This is a genomic window from Paenibacillus sp. FSL R7-0345, from assembly GCF_038595055.1.
Taxonomy (GTDB): domain Bacteria; phylum Bacillota; class Bacilli; order Paenibacillales; family Paenibacillaceae; genus Paenibacillus_AQ.
The window spans coordinates 2,948,372-2,964,924 of sequence record NZ_CP152002.1 but is presented as its reverse complement, the minus strand read 5'-3'; the positions used below and the strand labels follow the sequence as shown (position 1 = coordinate 2,964,924).

Below are 16,553 nucleotides of genomic sequence, written 5' to 3'. Positions count from 1 at the left end.
CCTCTTAGTTCTGTCCGGTTAGTTAAAGTTGCCATTGTAACGCCTCCTTTTAAGTCTTACCCATTAGGCACCTTCCAAGTGTATTTCAATTTCCGCTACTGTCAATACAGCCACAACAAAAAAGACAGGAACACAGTTTATTGCTTAGCTGTGCTCCTGTCTTTAGCCCGATTACCGGAAGTAGTTCCTTAGCCCAGCATCATCCGGTCATCCGCCAGCTTATGGCCGCTGATGGCTTCGAATTCGCCCAGCAGGCGTTCAACAGTAAGGTCCTTTTTACGCGTTTCATCGATGTCCAGGATAATGGAGCCCTTATCCATCATAATGAGCCGGTTACCGAGACGGATCGCCTGCTCCATATTATGGGTAACCATCAGTGTCGTCAGCTTCATCTCACGTACAATTGTTTCTGTCAGCTTCGTAATCAGATCAGCACGGGCAGGGTCAAGCGCTGCCGTATGCTCATCCAGCAGCAGAATCTGCGGCTGCGTAAAAGTGGCCATCAGCAGGCTGAGTGCCTGCCGTTCTCCGCCGGACAGCAGGCCTACCTTGGCCCGCAGGCGGTTCTCAAGACCGATGCCCAGACGGCTCAATTGTTCACGGAAGATAGTCCGTCTTGCCGCATTCACCCCAAAGGACAGGCCGCGGCTCTGGCCGCGTTTGTAGGCCATCGCCAGGTTCTCTTCAATCGTCATGTGCGGGGCTGTACCGGCCATCGGATCCTGGAAGACCCGGCCGATCCAGCGGGCCCGCTGGTACTCGGGCAGATGGCTGATTGAACTCCCCTCAATATGCGCTTCGCCCAGATCCGGCTTCATTACCCCGGAAATAATATTCATCAGCGTAGATTTGCCGGCGCCGTTGCTGCCGATGATCGTAACGAAATCACCAGCCTTCAGTTCAAGGTCAATGCCAAGCAGGGCAATTTTTTCATCCGGTGTGCCGGGATTGAACAGCTTGGAGACATTATCAAGCTTCAGCATTAGCTGTTCCCCCTTTCTTCCTGCGCAGAGCCTGCTCTGCTAGCTCGGCTGTACGTTTGCGTGCGCTGCTCTTCGTCTTCAAATAACGCTGAATGGAAGGGAACAGCAGGGCAATAATAACGATGATAGCCGTAATCAGCTTCAGGTCAGAGGCTTCCAGCCAAGGCACCCGCAGCGCAAGCGCGACGACAATCCGGTATACAATGGAGCCGAGTACCGCAGCCAGAGTAGCCCGGAAGACAGAACCTGCTCCAAAAATAGCTTCCCCGATAATAACGGAAGCCAAACCGATAACAATCATACCAATACCCATAGAAGAATCGGCAAAAGTAGAATACTGGGCAATCAGCGCACCCGAAAGTGCAACCATGCCGTTTGACAGACTGATGCCGAGAATTGTCGTAGTATCCGTGTTGACCCCGAAGCTGCGGATCATCCGTGAGTTGTCACCGGTTGCCCGCAATGCAAGTCCAAGGTCTGTCCGCAGGAACAGGTCCATTAGAATCTTGACCAGTATCACTACAAATGGCATAACAAGCAGCGGATTAATCGAGCTGAATAAGGTAGTCTCACCCATCAGCGAGACATTCGGTTTGCCCAGAATCCGCAGATTGATTGAATAAAGCGCAATCATCATGAGAATTCCTGACAGCAGCCCGTTAATTTTGCCTTTAGTGTGCAGCAGCCCTGTACACATCCCGGCTACCATACCGCCGGCAAGTGCGCATAGTGTAGCCAGCCAAGGCGCAGCCCCGTTTGTAATCATAACAGCGGCAATGGCCCCGCCGGTTGTAAAGCTTCCATCCACAGTCAAATCCGGAAAATCAAGAATCCGGAAGGTAATATATACCCCTAAAGCCATAAACGCATACAAGAGGCCCATTTCCAGGGCGCCGAGCATTGAATTATACATAGGTGACTTCCTCCTTCAAGCGGCAAGGGGCGTCCCGTCCGGGATCGCCCCATAATAATGTCTGGCTATTATTGAATGATATTGTTCGCCTGGTCAGCCACTTCAGCCTTCATGGCATCCGTTACTTCAATGCCTTGGGCAGCTGCTGCTTTGAGGTTAAGAATCAAGTCCAGCTTCTCCTGCATTGCAACTTTCATATCGCCAGGGCTCGTGCCGTTCTTCAGTACATCTGCAGCCATTTCTCCAACCTGATAACCATGATCATAGTACTTAAAGCCTACAGTTGCAAAAGCACCCTTCTCAACGGTATCGCGGTCCGCGGAGAAGAATGGCAGCTTATTGTCATTTGCCGTCTGGATAATTGCATCCACACCGCTGACAACTGAGTTATCCAGTGTGATGTAGAATGCATCTACCCGGCCAACCAGAGATTCTGCAGCCTGCTTCACTTCGGAAGTGTTGGTAATCGCTGCCTTCACAAGCTCGATCCCGTGCTTGTCCAGCTCTTCCTTGGCAATTCCCGCCATCACTACAGCATTCGGTTCACCTTCATTAATGACAAGCCCGAGCTTTTTCACATTAGGGAATTGGGTAGCAATAAAGTTCATCAGCCGGGTAATCGCCTCAGGGTTTGTATCCGAAGCACCAGAGACGTTACCGCCCGGCTTCTCGAGATCGCTGACAATCTTGGCATCCAGCGGATCTGTGACCGCTGCGAACAGGATCGGTGTATCCTTCACATTCTGCACAAGAGCTTGGGCAGAAGGCGTTGCAATACCTAGTACGAGATCATTTTTGTCGCCGGCAATCTTCTGGGCAATCGACAGGTTGTTTGCCTGATCCGCCTGGGCGTTCTGCAGGTCAACTGTCAGATTCTCTCCTTCAACAATCCCCGCATCCTTCAGTGCAGCAAGGAAGCCGTCGCGTGTAGCGTCGAGGGACGGGTGCTCCACATATTGTGAGATGGCAATTTTGTAGGATTTACCTTCGTCCGTACCTGCATTGCTATTCCCAGAGTCCGTGTTAACCGCATTGTTGTTTCCGCAGCCTGCAGCAACCAGCATCAGGCACAGGCCCAGACCGGCCCAAATTTTCGATTTCTTCATCAGATAACCCCTTTTCTGTTTACGGTATCAGCGCGTGTATCAATGGGAGCGACTCAGCATTATCGCTTTCATCTTTAAAAGCATTAAAGCAAAAGCTTACATCAATCTCACATCAAATACAGCTTTCTATTAAACTTATATTATATGTAGGTTGTATATCCGTCAATCGTTTATCACCAATCCAGTTATTACAATATACGCACAATATCGACAAGCTCTGTACGAAGAGACCGCCTTATGCAGGAACAGGCAGCAGACCCAGTAACTCTATGCTAATAATTTACCGCATCCTGCACAAACTGAAGCTACAGTCTGAAGATGGAGCGTGACATATGAAGAATACCGTATCCAAAAAATCAGCCGCCGCAGCGCTGTTAGTTGCCCTTTCCCTGACTGGCAGTGCCTGCGGATATTATCAGAACGACCAGAAGCCCAAGGTTAACTCCATTACCCCTTCCGGCGCATTTGCCGGCAGCTATTATGAAAAATCATATGTTAAAGATGATAACGGCAAATTCTGGATTCCGCTGAAGCCTGCCGCAGCCGCACTTGGGTACAGGATGAAGGATGACACTTCCAGCGGAGGCTACGCCAAAATCGGTTATACCGACGTGATGTATATGTTGAAGCCCAATTCAGCACAAGTGTTCTCGCTTGGTGATAAAGTAACACTGCCCGATGCTCCCGTCCGCCGGGACGGTCAAATTTACATTACGCCAACCTCCCTGTCCAAACTGCTGCAGACTGAGGTCGGCTGGAATCCGACAACAGGTGAAATTAATATTGCAGCTCCGACCGACAAGGACTCTGGTGTAATAAACGGCAAGGCAGCCGGCACGGGAGCGCCGAATACATTGCGGATTCAAAGCACATCCGATGTGGATACCGGAGAGCTTGTAGCCTATGCCAAGAAATTTTTAGGTGTCCCTTATGATTTCGGAGCAGGCACCTACGAAGAAACCAAGAAGTTTGACTGTTCCTCCTTCACCCGCCACGTATTCAGGAAGTTCGGTGTAGAACTGCCGCGGCTAGCCCGGGATCAGGACAACATCGGCCGGCGGGTGAGCCGCGATGATCTTAAAGCAGGGGATCTGATTTTCTTCACCGTCCCCGGACGCTTTGAGAGCGACGCAGTTCCCGGACATGTGGGTATTTATATCGGTAATGGGAAGTTCATTCATACCTGGGGAGAACCCGGTGTACAGATCAGCGAGCTTGATTCCGGATATTGGCATAACGTCATTATCCACATGCAGCGGGTTCTGTAGGACAGCATTTATAAGAACAGCCAAAACCAGCGGAGGAACCGGATACCGGCCGCTGGTTTTTGGACTGCTGCTCCATAATAACAAGCCTGTAAATCATTCATCCCGGGCCAATTATCCACAACATCGTCAAAAATTTTATTCTAAAGCCTGTTATTCTTTAAAAACCGTTTATTTACTGGCGATCTTTCGGTTTCTCTGCCTATTTGGGGTTACAATTCCGGGCAATCCATTGGTTCTTGTGCAAAACATATGGTATGCTTAAACTACAAGATACAGTAAGGAGGTGTTTCCGAGATGGCATATCTAGCCCGTAAACCGCTTACAATCTGGCTGCGTGCAGCTTTGATTCCGCTATTGCTTTTCATGACACTAAGCAGCTCCTCAGGAGCCGTCAGCAGTGCAGAATCCGAGCACAGGCCGCATATCGAACGCTATGAACATAAAATGTCGCAGCCGGCACGTATGCTGCCTCCCCTACCCAAGTCTATTCCGTTTATGCGCGCTGTCTATCACGGAAACCCTCTGCCTTCTGAGCCGGAGCAGGGGCTGCCTGTCTGTTTCGTCCTGCTGTATCCAGCCTTTTATCACCGTCTGAAACGGCTGCTGCTGCAGCCGCTTAAATATATGTCCAATTATGTAAAATTACATGCTCAATTTTTTTCATCTGAATTCCCCAAGTCTTCGCTAATGTCAATCTTACTCCCGCCACTGCGGCGGAACTAAATAAAGTTTCCTTGCCGAAGGAGGAACACTAGGATGAATCAACCTTTAGATCATGAACTTTCGGCTTCCGGCCGGAGCCGGCTTATCCGTATCCTTTCTGTCATCTGCGGAGGGCTGCTGGCAGCGGTCGGACTTGAACTGTTCCTGATGCCTCATAAGCTGGTACTTGGCGGTATAGCCGGCCTTTCCGCCCTGCTCTCTCACCTTACCGAAATGCGTCTTGGCCTGTTTCTGTTTCTGTTCAACCTGCCGTTTATACTACTCTCGCGCAAGCAGATTAATCTGCGGTTTGCCTTATATACTTTGCTCGGCTTGTTCTGTCTGACTGTCGGCTCCCTCGCGCTGCATCATTTTCCGGCAGTGTCGGCAGATCCTTTAATTGCTGCAATTGCCGGAGGACTGTGCCTTGGTCTTGGAATAGGAGTAATGATCCGCTCCGGGGGACTTACCCGGAATGTCAGAGAACAAGGCTTTCTGTTGCCAGACGGTGGTCCGGCCAAATCGGCTGAAGTGGTCATCATGCTGTTTAACTGCGCTATTCTGCTCGCCGGAGGTATGCTGTTCGGCTGGGATCAGGCGATGTATTCAATCATTGCTTATCTGCTTGCATTTGAAGGTGTCCGCTTTTCCCTGCGCGGCCTTTCCCGCTCCCGTGCAGTCTGGATTACAAGCAGCCGCTGTGAGGATATCCGCAAAGCGCTGAAGCTTTCGCTGAAGCGGGATGCCAAGCTGGTCCGGGCCAGCAGCCCGGAAGGCCAGCCTGGCGTATTATTCTGTCTGGCAAGCAGGCTGGAAGAGGATGCCCTCACTTCTATCGTCCGATCCTTTGACCAGGACAGTAAAATTACCGTCAGCAATACCCAGCCTGACAGTATCGCTGAGTGGGTACGCCGCAAAATCAGCTAACCCCTTATAAGCAAACAAAAAAGACGTTTCCGCATACAAGCTGCGGAGACGTCTTTTTTGTTGAATCCGGCTTTTCTAATCCCCTTTAGCGGAACATTCCCCACAGGCGGATCAGGTGAAAGGTATTGTTCGGATCAATCTTCTGGGCAATAACAAACTTTACGATCTGTTCTTCCTGGGCACCGGTCAGCTTCTCGTTCAGCACTGCCGAAGCATTGCGCACAAGTCTGCGCACAACCGCAGTATCCTGCAGCTCCTGCTTGGAAACCCCGTTAATCATGTTCTTGATCCGTTCCTTCACTGCCGGATTCTTCATCTTCAGCTTGATGCGTTCCACCAGCTGGGGACTGATCCCATATTGCTGATAACCCACATGCAGCACCTCCCGTCATATCCAATCATTCACAGTATATGAGGGCAGGCCGCCACATGTGCCTATTTAATCAATGATCTCTCCCTGGAATATCTGTTCACCCTGCAGATAGCTGCGCAGCGGCGCATAGTCAGCAGAGGTCCAGAAGGAGCTGTCCTTCAGCAGCATCGCCGCATCATCGCGCGCCTGCTCAAGCACCTCGAAATCGGCGGTCATGTCAGCCAGCCGGAATTCCGGCAGGCCGCTCTGCTTCGTCCCGAAGAAATCACCCGGACCGCGCAGTTCCAGATCACGGCGTGATACCTCGAACCCGTCATCGGTATCGGTCATTGCCGTCATCCGTTCCCGTCCGATTTCGGATTTCGGATCAGCCACCAGCACGCAATACGAGGCATGCTGACCGCGTCCAACCCGGCCGCGCAGCTGGTGCAGCTGTGACAATCCAAAGCGGTCAGCATCCATAATGATCATCAGCGTCGCATTCGGAACATCCACGCCAACCTCTACAACCGTAGTAGAAATAAGCAGCTGAATGTCATTGCTGTAAAAGGCCCGCATGACCTCATCCTTCTCCGCCGGGGTCATCCGGCCGTGCAGCAGCCCGACTTTGTAGTCCGGAAAAGCCTGGGACATCTGGACATGCAGATCAATCGCATTCTGTACATCCAGCTTCTCCGATTCCTCTATCAGCGGGCAGATCAGATAGGCCTGTCTGCCCTGATCCACCTCACGGTTGACCAGCTTCAGCACGCGCTCCATCAGATCATGCTTAACCCAGTAGGTAGTAATCGGCACGCGCCCTTTCGGGCGCTCCGACAACGTTGATACATCCATATCACCGAATACTGTAATGGCCAGTGTACGCGGTATCGGCGTTGCTGTCATTGTCAGCACATCCGGATTATAACCCTTACGCCGGAGTACGCTGCGCTGGTTCACACCAAAACGGTGTTGCTCATCCGTCACAACCAGGCCAAGCTCGCGGAAGAACACGTCGTCCTGAATTAAGGCATGGGTGCCTACCACGATATCAATCATTCCCATCTGCAGTGAAGCCAGCAGATCCTTACGTTTACGGCCGTTCACACTGCCTGTCAGCAGTCCGACCGTGATGCCGAAGGGCTCCAGCATTTTCGTCAGGGAGCGCATATGCTGCTCGGCGAGTATCTCGGTCGGCACCATCAGTGCTCCTTGAAATCCCGATTTAACCGAAGCATATAGCGCAATAGCGGCAAGTACCGTCTTGCCCGAGCCCACGTCTCCCTGCAGCAGCCGGTTCATACAAGCTGCTGAACGCATATCCTGCAAGATCTCCAGCTCTACATGCTTCTGGGCATTGGTCAGCTCAAACGGCAGGCTGCGCACGAACTGGCGTACAGTCGCATTATCAACCGTATGCCGCACTCCGTCCATTCTGCCTTGATTCAGCACTCGGAAGGCCTGAACTTTCAGCTGGAACAGAAATAGCTCCTCATAGACCATCCGGCGGCGCCCCTGTTGCCCTTCCCGGGTATCCTCCGGCTGATGGATGGTGGTTATGGCTTTCTTCCTCGGCATGAAGTCATATTTACGCAGGATGACCTGCGGCAGGATTTCCGGAATCAGCTCGCCGTACTGCTGCATCCCCTGATTAATCATCTTGCGCAGCCAGGTCTGGGTAATCTTGCCGCCGACTGAATAAACCGGCTGCAGTGTCCCCGTCTTGCCCTCGCCGCGGTCAGGGAACTCGTAGTTCGATACTGTTATCTGACTGCGCTTCTGATCCCATTTGCCGGAGATTACAATCTCCCGGCCCACAGTCAGCTGATCACGGACATAGGGCTGGTTAAACCAGGTCGCCGTGAACATCCACGGCTCGGCTACCATTTTGCAGCTGATCCGTGATTTCCCACCGTACCGCTGCAATACAGGAATTCCGATTACTTTGGCAATCAGGGTAGCTTTATCCCCATGCTTAACCTCGCTTAGTGACTTAGGCCGGAAATCCTCGTAACGGAACGGATAGTACTCCAGCAGATCCTTAACAGTAAAGATGCCAAAGGCGTGAAGCTCGCTTTGCTTTTGAGCGCTCACGCCATTTATTTGTTTTACTTCAATTTGATCAAGTGATAGCAGCTTATTCATCCCCTATTTACGCGGGCCAAATGAACACGGCTAAAGTTCCGTTGCCGACATGGCTGCCTACGACCGGACCGATATTGGTCAGCACCTTCTCTTCCAGAGTAAAGTGGCCGGCCAACTCATTCAAAAATTCTTCGCCGTAAGCCGGTTCTGCCGTATGACCCACGGCCACGTTGATTTTGTCCACACCCGGCAGATCGTTCTTGAACAGCTCGATCATCCGGGCAACCGCCTTTTTGCGGCCCCTGACCTTCTCTACCGCGTAGATAATACCCTCGGCATCAATGGACAGAATCGGCTTGATATTCAGCAGCGTACCCAGAATGGCTGACGCTTTGCCGATTCTGCCGCCTTTCTGCAGATATTCAAGCGTATCAACCAGAAAGTACAGCTTCCGGGACTGCCGAAGCTTCTCAACAGCCTCCAGTATTTCCGCCGGCTCTTTGCCTTCCGCGGCCATCCGGCCGGCAGCAACTACCATAAACCCGAAGCCGTAGGAGGCGGACAGCGAATCCACTACAGTGATATGGTCCCCTTCCTCTTCCAGCATCGACTTGGCAAGCACTGCAGACTGGTAGGTTCCGCTCAGCCCGGATGAAATATGAAAGGACAGGACCGGGCTGTCCGGATAACGTTCCATGATGCTGCGGTACACATTCATATACTCAACCGGTGACGGCTGAGAGGTGGTTGGCAACTGCTGTGAGCGGGGAAGACGCTCATAGAATTGCTCCGGTGTCATATCCACATTATCCCGGAAAGCCTGTTCTCCGAACATTAGCGTGAGCGGCACAACCTCAATGCCGTAAGCCTCCGCCAGTGCCGGCGGGATATCTGATGTGCTGTCTGTGACAATAACCGTACGATTCATGAATTTCCTCCCCAAACTATAATATCAACCTAAGGCTCTACAGAGAAAAGATAGTAGTACAGCGGCTGCCCGCCTTCATGTACTTCTACTTCCACTTGCGGATAAGCTTCCTCCAGCCAGTTGCCGAGCGCTTCTGTAACCCCTGCATCCGCTTCTGAGCCGGTCAACACTGTGACAATTTCATCACCATTAACAAGCATTGTAGCAAGCAGAGCCTGGCTTGCCGCCAGCAGCTCATCGGATGCCGCGACAATCTTCGAATTGGAGATTCCGATAAACTGTCCGGATTTGATCTGCAGCTCTTCAATAACGGTATCGCGGACCGCATTCGTGACCTGTCCCGATTTCACCAGGGAGATCGCCTCCAGCATACTTTCGGTGTTCGTATCTACCGCATCATCCTCCTGGAAGGCGAAAGCAGCAGCTATCCCTTGCGGGATACTCTTGCTCGGGATGACAGTAACCTCACGTTCACCTTCAAGCAGCTCCTTGGCCTGCTGTGCAGCCAGGACAATGTTAGAGTTATTCGGCAGCAGGTATACGTGCTTCGCAGAGATCGATGAAATCGCATTTACGAAATCCTCAGTACTCGGATTCATCGTCTGGCCGCCGGCCAGCACGACATCAACCCCGAGACTTTTGAAGATCTCGGAAATGCCGTCGCCGGACGATACAGCGATGAAGCCGTAAGGAGCCAGATCATCCGCCGGCGGTACCGCAGGTGCCTGCACCGTGCTGTGCTCCTTCGGAATTTCGGCAAACAGCTCAGGCATCGGCGCAATATCCATTCCTGCCGTCAGCAGATCACGATGCTGCTCACGCATGTTCAGGATATGAATCTGGGTGATCTCCCCGTAAAGGAGCGCAAGGTTAAGCACATCACCCGGAGTCTTCGAATGCACATGAACTTTAATGGTTTCGTCATCGGAAATGACGATAATAGAGTCGCCGTTTACTGACAACGCTTTCCGGAATTTTTCTTCATCGAAATTCGCTCCTGTACCGCCAAGCTGACGGTTAATGAAGAATTCCATATCATATAAAAACTCAATATCTTCCGTGTGTAGCTGGGATTGGGCCGAAGACTGTACAGATGAAGGTACATTCACCGGCTTGGTCAGTACTGGTGCCGCTGCGGCAGGTGAGGGAGCTTGTCCCTGTGCTGTATACTGTACATCGGCACTTCCGCTGGTCAGATACTGATGGAATCCTTCATAAATGTAGACAAGCCCCTGTCCGCCTGAATCCACTACGCCGACCTGCTTCAGAACCGGCAGCAGCTCCGGCGTATTAGCCAGCGCTTCTTTGGCTTTGGCCAGCACTTCCGTCATCAGCTCCGTAATATCAGTAGTACGGCGCGCAAAATATACGGCATGTCTGGCTGCTTCTTTGGCAACGGTAAGAATGGTGCCTTCTACAGGCTTTACTACTGCTTTGTAGGCTGTATCCACACCGGTCTGCAGCGCTGCTGCGAACTGCTGCGTGTTCAGCTCATCATATTGGGCGGCATAGCGTCCAAGACCTCTGAACAGCTGTGACAAAATAACGCCGGAGTTCCCCCGTGCGCCCATCAATAGACCTTTGGAGAGTACTCCTGCACATTGACCGACCGAGGCGGTATTATTCTTTTTCAATTCGTTCGCACCTGCGGTCATCGTCAGATTCATATTGGTTCCTGTATCTCCATCCGGTACCGGAAATACATTCAAGGAATTGACGTGCTCTGCATGCTGCTGCAGCTTCTCCGCGCCGGCAAGAACCATTGCGGTAAAATCTGCTCCGTTTATAGAACGCTTACTCAATGAGAATTCCCCTTCCTAACTTCATGCCTAATCAATTCTATGATTAACTGGACATAATGCACTAAGTTATATTGTACTATAAGAGCTAAAAGAAATAAATGTTTTTGAATCGGTTGACGTAGCAATTTTTGCTGTGATATTATATTTAAGTATTGTTTTATGCAGGTGTAAGTAACAAGGAGGTGTAATCTATGTCCCGCAAATGTGCAGTAACTGGCAAGAAGCCGAGCAGCGGTAACCACGTGTCTCACGCTAACAACCGCAACCGTCGTTCTTGGGGAGTTAACGTTCAGAAGGTCCGCATTCTTGTGAACGGCAAACCGAAACGCGTGTATGTCAGCACCCGTGCTTTGAAAGCCGGTAAAGTTGAACGCGTTTAGTCTTGGAATTATTCCAGGATCTAGCGATCTTTCATATGAATGAAGCAAAAAGCACCCTTTACATTCGTAAGGTGCTTTTTTTCATGTTTTCTGTTCTGTTATAAACTCAGCTCTTTTGAAAAGTGTTCAAGATCGCTTTAACAAAACCTCCCAAAAATCTTGGCAGCTTAAACGTGTAAAATTTCATTATTAACCCTCCCATCAATTGTTGCCGTACGGTAGGAGACTACCCGGATTTCATATTACTCATATAACCCTGACGAGGTGCAGACCTCCCTTGAAGTACAAAAAAAGGCTACATGAGATTTCTGCTCATGTAACCATATTTATGCGGCCACAACTTGGCCTATACCTTAAACCATTAATCCCCTTAATGCTTGTCCTTGCAGGCTTATGAACGGATACCAGCCTCTGCGGCCTCCCGGATGGCCTGTATGGCGGCTGCACGGTCAGGGCGTCCAAATACGGCATTTCCGGCAACCAGCACATCTGCGCCCGCCTCAGCCACCAGTCCGGCTGTATTCTCCGCAATCCCGCCGTCCACTTCTATCCGCAGATTATGGTGGTTGATTTCACCTGCCCACTCACGGATCTGCCGGATCTTGCGCAGTGTATTAGGAATAAACGCCTGTCCGCCAAAACCCGGATTCACGGTCATCACCAGCACCATGTCTACATCCTCAAGCACCTCGCGCACAGCAGAAGCCGGTGTCCCCGGGTTAATAGCCACGCCGGCCATCAGGCCCAGCTCTTTAATCTGATGGATAACACGGTGAAGATGCACGCAAGCCTCGGCATGTACAGTAATGACGGCTGCACCGGCAGCGGCAAAATCGGCAATGTAACGTTCCGGATGCTCAATCATCAGATGGACATCAAGCGGTAAAGACGTATGGGCTTTGACTGCTTTGACAATCGGAGGGCCGAGTGTAATATTCGGCACAAAATGGCCGTCCATCACATCAACATGTATCCAGTCTCCGCCGCTGGCCTCTGCAACGGCAACTTCTGCTCCGAGGGCGGCAAAATCAGCTGATAGAATGGATGGGGCTAGTAAGATCATAAGTTAGTACCTCCGTTTCTTGTCCTTCATTTCATTATAAAACAGCTTGTAATGACCGTAACGGCTGTCTGCAATTTCACCAGCCTGCCAGGCCTCAATAACCTTGCAGCCCGGTTCATGCAGATGGCTGCAGCCGCGGAACTTGCAGTTCTCCGCATAGGCGGCGAACTCCCTGAAGCAGACTGACAGCTCCTCTACTCCCAGCTCCAGAAAGTCCAGCTGGCTGAAGCCGGGAGTATCCGCGACGAATCCTCCCCCGCCGATATCCATAAGCTCGACATGGCGGGTCGTATGGCGTCCGCGGCCCAGCCGCATGCTGATTTCGCCTGTCTCCAGCTCCAGGCTGGGGACAAGCCGGTTCAGGAGCGTTGATTTGCCTACGCCAGACTGTCCTGAGAACACACTGATTACTCCTGCAAGTCTCGTACGGAGTTCTTCGCTGCCGGAGCCGTTGAGGGAGCTGGTGACCAATACCTCATAGCCGATATTTTCATACAGCTCCTTCACCTGTGCTGTAGCCTGGCCGTCATCCTCAGCCAGATCCTGCTTGGTCAGCACAATCAGCGGCTCCAGACCGGAATGCTCGATATGTACCAGAAATTTATCCAGCAGATTCAGATTCATATCCGGCTCACGAACCGAGAACAGCAGCACAGCCAGCTTGACATTGGCTACCGGCGGCCGGATCAGCTCGGATTCCCGGGGCAGGATTTCGTCAACCATCCCCTCACCATTTTCGGTCAAAACATAAAGAACTCTGTCGCCAACCAGCGGTGAAGTCCCCTTTTTCTTAAGAATCCCCCGTCCCCGGCACTGAACCGCCTCTTCTTCCGTCGCGATGTTCCCATCCTGCAGCGGCTTCACATAATAATAACCGCTCAGCGCTTTAACAATAATACCTTCAGGCATACATATTGAGCCTTCCTCTCCGGATTTTGCACAAATGACCCAAGCGTAGATTCAACCCGGGTCATCCTGCTGCTGTCACCGCCTTCTTGTGTATAGAAAGGCTGTGCAGCTTATCTTAGTTAATGGTCTTTGCTCTTATCTTTATTGTTGCCATTACCGTTTCCCTTGCCATTACCGTGGGCATTTCCGGCCTGCTTGGCCTGGGCAGCTTCCTCCGTCAGAAATCCCGTCTGTTCGGCCTCACCTGTATTCTCCTCATCTCCGGGAGAATCCGGCGGCAGAATTTCCGGCTCGATCGTCGGATCCGGAGGTGCCTGGGTTGGCGCTACAGTAGGCTCCGGCGTCTGCGTTGCAGGCGGCTCCGGCTGCTGGACCGTACCATTCTTCGCATCGGAATAGCGTACCTCAAAAGCTTCGATGTATTCACCGTCCTGATAGATGGAGACGGCACCGTCCTTATTAGGAGCAAGAACCAGATTTACAGACAGCTCCTGGGACTTGGCGATTGTGCGTGTTCCCCATTCCTGCGGCTCGCCGTTATTGCGGGCATCGGAATAAACGATCCGGATCTTGGTCTTCTTGCCTTCACTGGATGGCGCCACAGGCACGTTGAACGTATAATTCAGTGCTTCCGGCGGGTATCCTGTACTCACGGAAATAGAGATCTTATCGCCAGGGGATACCAGATCACCCTGCTCATAAGGCCACTGCTTGGTAATTTTTCCTTCTTCGACGGAATAACTGGTATCCTTACTGACTTCATCAAGGACCAGACCCATGCCTTCCAGTATAGCTTTGGCATCATTCTGCGTCTTGTTTGTCAGATCAGGCATCGGCTTGCTTTCCTGCCCTTTGCTGACGAACACAACAAATGTAGCCGTCTCCGGATCATATTCACTGCCTTCTGCAGGCTCCGAGCCGATAACCTGGCCTTCAGGGAAATCTTCACTGAACCGCGGGTCCGGGCTGATCCGGCTTTGCTCCACACCTTCAGCAACCAGCGCCTTTACAGCATCCTCGTAAGTTCCGCCTTTGAGCGCCGGCACATTAGAAGTTGGCTTGGCCGTACTAACCGTAAGAATAATGTGAGTGCCTTCCTTGACCACAGTGCCTTCCTTCTTGTTCTGCTCCCAGACGATGTTCTCGTCGAAGTTAGGGTTGTACTGCTGCACAACCGGATTTTCCACAATCAGCCCGATTTCATCCAGCATTGCAGTAGCGTCTTCAAGCGAATGGTTGGTTACATTCGGCACGGTTACTTCTGCTACAACCAGCTGGGACCGGACATACCAGGCCACACTGCCCATTGCAATCAGCAGGAGCAGCGTTAAGCCGACCCATAATGCCGGCATGCCCCATTTCTTCTTGCCTTTCGGCACAGCCGCAATATCCTCATCATCCTCAATCCGGCGCATCCGGTCATCCCCGGCGCCGCTGCGGCTGCCCAGTGTGTGCTGGATCGGCTTGATTGCCGGAATAATCCGGGTCCGCTCTTCATCATCCTCGTCATGGAATGATGCTTTGGCTTCACTGCGCCGTTCCGGCAGCAGGCAGGTCTCCAGATCTTGGAGCATCTGCTTGGCCGACTGATAGCGCTCGTCCGGATTTTTGCGCATGGAACGCAGGATTACATTCTCGACACTCTGCGGAATCAGCGGATTTAACACACGCGGCTCCTCAAATTCCTCCTGCAGATGCTTAAGCGCTACGCTGATCGGACTTTCGCCCAAAAATGGCAGCACACCGGTTAACATCTGGTAGAGTACAATACCGAGCGAATACAAGTCGGATTTCTCCCCGGTCGTTACCCCCTTGGCATGCTCCGGTGAAAAATAGTGCACAGAGCCGACTACCGAGCCTGTCTGGGTAATGGTTGTGGAGGTTACCGCACGGGCAATTCCGAAATCCGTTACCTTAACCCGTCCGTTACGGCCGATCAAAATGTTATGAGGCTTGATATCCCGGTGGATGATCTGGTTCTGGTGGGCATGATCCAGTGCGTCACAAATCTGGGATGATATCCGGATTGCTTCGTCCACCTGTAACGGCGCCCGTTCTTTGATAATTTCGTTCAGGTTCTTGCCTTCCACATATTCCATGACAATATAATGCACATCCTCTTCCTGGCCTACATCGTAGATGCTGACCACGTTGGGATGCGACAAGGATGCAGCTGACTGCGCCTCGCGCCGGAAGCGGCGGATGAACTCCTCATCGTGCACAAACTGGTTCCTCAGTACTTTTATGGCGACGTTCCGGTTAAGCAGGATATCATGGGCTCTGTATACAAGCGCCATGCCGCCTGCCCCGATCCGTTCGATGACTTGGTAACGGCCGCCCAATTCGTGACCGATCATCTGTTCCACTCCTTTGTTTCGGGCACAGCGGCCTCTCCTTGATGTTCTAACATGGCGACGCTGATATTATCGCCGCCGCCGGCAAGCAATGCCAGCTGAAGCAAGCGGTCCGCTCTTTCTTCTAAAGGAATTTCATGTATGCCTGCCACCTTGCCAAGATGCTCCTGGCTGACAAAGTTGCTTAGGCCGTCGCTGCACAGCAGCAGCAGCTCACCGGGCGCAAGGCTTACAGGAGCGATATCCGCCTTAACCTCGGCATCCGTTCCCAGTGCTCGGATCAGCACATTACGGCGCGGATGGCTGCCGAGTTCCTCCAGGCTGATCTGGCCGTTCTTGAACAGCTCATTGACCAGTGTATGATCCTCGGTTAACTGAATTGCGGCGCTGTCCTTGACAAGATAGGCTCTGCTGTCACCGATATGGCCAATGTAGCCTTCAGCCCCGTTAAGCAAAGCCGCAACGACAGTAGTCCCCATGTTATGGTACTTCTCATCACGTGATGACTCGATAAAGACTGTGCGGTTGGCTGTCATGATTGCGGAAGAGAGTGCATCGCTGAGCTCCCCGCCGGCCTGATCCGGCGGCAGTTCATCCAGCGTGCTGCGCATCGTCTCAAGGGCCAGCCGGCTGGCCGTATCTCCTGCCTGATGCCCTCCCATTCCATCTGCAATAATGCCTAAGGTATAACCGTGGCGCGTAGCGCCAATCCAGACCGAATCCTCATTGACGGAGCGTACCCGTCCGACATCACTGGCATGAACTGTTCTGATCAAATATC

16 protein-coding genes are annotated in these 16,553 nt (G+C 52.0%); 4 read left to right on the top strand and 12 right to left on the bottom strand.

Features of this window, described 5'->3' with window-relative positions:
- Positions 1-188 precede the first annotated feature (188 nt).
- From NST84_RS12495 to NST84_RS12485, 3 genes are all read right to left on the bottom strand, one after another.
- The gene (locus NST84_RS12495) at positions 189-983 is read right to left on the bottom strand and encodes an ABC transporter ATP-binding protein (protein ID WP_342565880.1); all 795 of its coding nucleotides are present in this window, start codon (positions 981-983) and stop codon (positions 189-191) included.
- A complete protein-coding gene (locus NST84_RS12490) occupies positions 970-1,896 on the bottom strand; it encodes an ABC transporter permease (protein ID WP_342565879.1) in 927 nt (308 codons plus the stop codon). The genes NST84_RS12495 and NST84_RS12490 overlap by 14 nt, the downstream gene beginning before the upstream one ends.
- A gap of 68 nt (positions 1,897-1,964) precedes the next feature.
- The gene (locus tag NST84_RS12485) at positions 1,965-3,002 is read right to left on the bottom strand and encodes an ABC transporter substrate-binding protein (RefSeq protein WP_342565878.1); all 1,038 of its coding nucleotides are present in this window, start codon (positions 3,000-3,002) and stop codon (positions 1,965-1,967) included.
- Between the two features lie 332 nt (positions 3,003-3,334).
- Here NST84_RS12485 and NST84_RS12480 point away from each other — a divergent pair, with 332 nt between their 5' ends.
- The 3 genes from NST84_RS12480 (at position 3,335) to NST84_RS12470 (ending at position 5,899) form a co-directional block, all read left to right on the top strand.
- Positions 3,335-4,270, top strand: coding sequence for an NlpC/P60 family protein (locus tag NST84_RS12480; protein ID WP_342565877.1), 936 nt, complete (start codon positions 3,335-3,337; stop codon positions 4,268-4,270).
- 294 nt (positions 4,271-4,564) lie between these two features.
- Positions 4,565-4,993, top strand: a complete 429-nt coding sequence (locus tag NST84_RS12475) for a hypothetical protein (RefSeq protein ID WP_342565876.1) — start codon at positions 4,565-4,567, stop codon at positions 4,991-4,993.
- Positions 4,994-5,026: 33 nt separating this feature from the next.
- On the top strand, positions 5,027-5,899 hold the full coding sequence (locus tag NST84_RS12470; RefSeq protein ID WP_342565875.1) for a YitT family protein: 873 nt from the start codon (positions 5,027-5,029) through the stop codon (positions 5,897-5,899).
- 85 nt (positions 5,900-5,984) lie between these two features.
- Here NST84_RS12470 and NST84_RS12465 read toward each other — a convergent pair whose 3' ends face one another.
- The 4 genes from NST84_RS12465 to NST84_RS12450 all read right to left on the bottom strand — a co-directional run bounded on the left by NST84_RS12465 (position 5,985) and on the right by NST84_RS12450 (position 11,066).
- On the bottom strand, positions 5,985-6,272 hold the full coding sequence (locus NST84_RS12465; protein WP_342565874.1) for a stage VI sporulation protein F: 288 nt from the start codon (positions 6,270-6,272) through the stop codon (positions 5,985-5,987).
- Between the two features lie 66 nt (positions 6,273-6,338).
- The gene (gene recG, locus NST84_RS12460; protein ID WP_342565873.1) at positions 6,339-8,396 is read right to left on the bottom strand and encodes an ATP-dependent DNA helicase RecG; all 2,058 of its coding nucleotides are present in this window, start codon (positions 8,394-8,396) and stop codon (positions 6,339-6,341) included.
- A 7-nt stretch (positions 8,397-8,403) separates the two neighbouring features.
- Entirely contained in the window at positions 8,404-9,264 is an 861-nt protein-coding gene (locus NST84_RS12455; protein ID WP_342565872.1) for a DegV family protein, read from the bottom strand.
- Positions 9,265-9,293: 29 nt separating this feature from the next.
- The gene (locus NST84_RS12450) at positions 9,294-11,066 is read right to left on the bottom strand and encodes a DAK2 domain-containing protein (protein ID WP_342565871.1); all 1,773 of its coding nucleotides are present in this window, start codon (positions 11,064-11,066) and stop codon (positions 9,294-9,296) included.
- Between the two features lie 191 nt (positions 11,067-11,257).
- Here NST84_RS12450 and rpmB point away from each other — a divergent pair, with 191 nt between their 5' ends.
- A complete protein-coding gene (gene rpmB / locus NST84_RS12445) occupies positions 11,258-11,446 on the top strand; it encodes a 50S ribosomal protein L28 (RefSeq protein ID WP_036686205.1) in 189 nt (62 codons plus the stop codon).
- A gap of 106 nt (positions 11,447-11,552) precedes the next feature.
- Here rpmB and spoVM read toward each other — a convergent pair whose 3' ends face one another.
- The 5 genes from spoVM to NST84_RS12420 form a co-directional block, all read right to left on the bottom strand.
- Positions 11,553-11,633, bottom strand: coding sequence for a stage V sporulation protein SpoVM (gene spoVM / locus NST84_RS12440; protein WP_020431362.1), 81 nt, complete (start codon positions 11,631-11,633; stop codon positions 11,553-11,555).
- 204 nt (positions 11,634-11,837) lie between these two features.
- Complete coding sequence (gene rpe / locus NST84_RS12435) at positions 11,838-12,509, bottom strand: ribulose-phosphate 3-epimerase (protein ID WP_342565870.1); 672 nt, start codon at positions 12,507-12,509, stop codon at positions 11,838-11,840.
- A 3-nt stretch (positions 12,510-12,512) separates the two neighbouring features.
- Positions 12,513-13,418 (bottom strand): ribosome small subunit-dependent GTPase A, encoded by a 906-nt coding sequence (gene rsgA, locus NST84_RS12430; protein ID WP_342565869.1) that lies wholly within the window; start codon positions 13,416-13,418, stop codon positions 12,513-12,515.
- A gap of 119 nt (positions 13,419-13,537) precedes the next feature.
- Positions 13,538-15,775 (bottom strand): Stk1 family PASTA domain-containing Ser/Thr kinase, encoded by a 2,238-nt coding sequence (gene pknB, locus NST84_RS12425; protein ID WP_342565868.1) that lies wholly within the window; start codon positions 15,773-15,775, stop codon positions 13,538-13,540.
- Positions 15,772-16,548 carry a Stp1/IreP family PP2C-type Ser/Thr phosphatase gene (locus tag NST84_RS12420; protein WP_342565867.1) on the bottom strand — a complete coding sequence of 259 codons (777 nt, stop codon included), beginning with the start codon at positions 16,546-16,548 and terminating at the stop codon, positions 15,772-15,774. Before NST84_RS12420 ends, pknB begins: the two co-directional genes overlap by 4 nt.
- Positions 16,549-16,553: the final 5 nt, after the last annotated feature.

Bases quoted from the DNA above. Each gene is read 5' to 3' on its own strand.
- rpmB (WP_036686205.1), top strand. From the start codon at position 11,258: ATGTCCCGCAAATGTGCAGTAACTGGCAAGAAGCCGAGCAGCGGTAAC.
- NST84_RS12455 (WP_342565872.1), bottom strand. From the start codon at position 9,264: ATGAATCGTACGGTTATTGTCACAGACAGCACATCAGATATCCCGCCG.
- NST84_RS12480 (WP_342565877.1), top strand. From the start codon at position 3,335: ATGAAGAATACCGTATCCAAAAAATCAGCCGCCGCAGCGCTGTTAGTT.
- NST84_RS12495 (WP_342565880.1), bottom strand. From the start codon at position 983: ATGCTGAAGCTTGATAATGTCTCCAAGCTGTTCAATCCCGGCACACCG.
- NST84_RS12470 (WP_342565875.1), top strand. From the start codon at position 5,027: ATGAATCAACCTTTAGATCATGAACTTTCGGCTTCCGGCCGGAGCCGG.
- rsgA (WP_342565869.1), bottom strand. From the start codon at position 13,418: ATGCCTGAAGGTATTATTGTTAAAGCGCTGAGCGGTTATTATTATGTG.
- pknB (WP_342565868.1), bottom strand. From the start codon at position 15,775: ATGATCGGTCACGAATTGGGCGGCCGTTACCAAGTCATCGAACGGATC.
- spoVM (WP_020431362.1), bottom strand. From the start codon at position 11,633: ATGAAATTTTACACGTTTAAGCTGCCAAGATTTTTGGGAGGTTTTGTT.
- NST84_RS12490 (WP_342565879.1), bottom strand. From the start codon at position 1,896: ATGTATAATTCAATGCTCGGCGCCCTGGAAATGGGCCTCTTGTATGCG.
- rpe (WP_342565870.1), bottom strand. From the start codon at position 12,509: ATGATCTTACTAGCCCCATCCATTCTATCAGCTGATTTTGCCGCCCTC.
- NST84_RS12475 (WP_342565876.1), top strand. From the start codon at position 4,565: ATGGCATATCTAGCCCGTAAACCGCTTACAATCTGGCTGCGTGCAGCT.
- recG (WP_342565873.1), bottom strand. From the start codon at position 8,396: ATGAATAAGCTGCTATCACTTGATCAAATTGAAGTAAAACAAATAAAT.
- NST84_RS12485 (WP_342565878.1), bottom strand. From the start codon at position 3,002: ATGAAGAAATCGAAAATTTGGGCCGGTCTGGGCCTGTGCCTGATGCTG.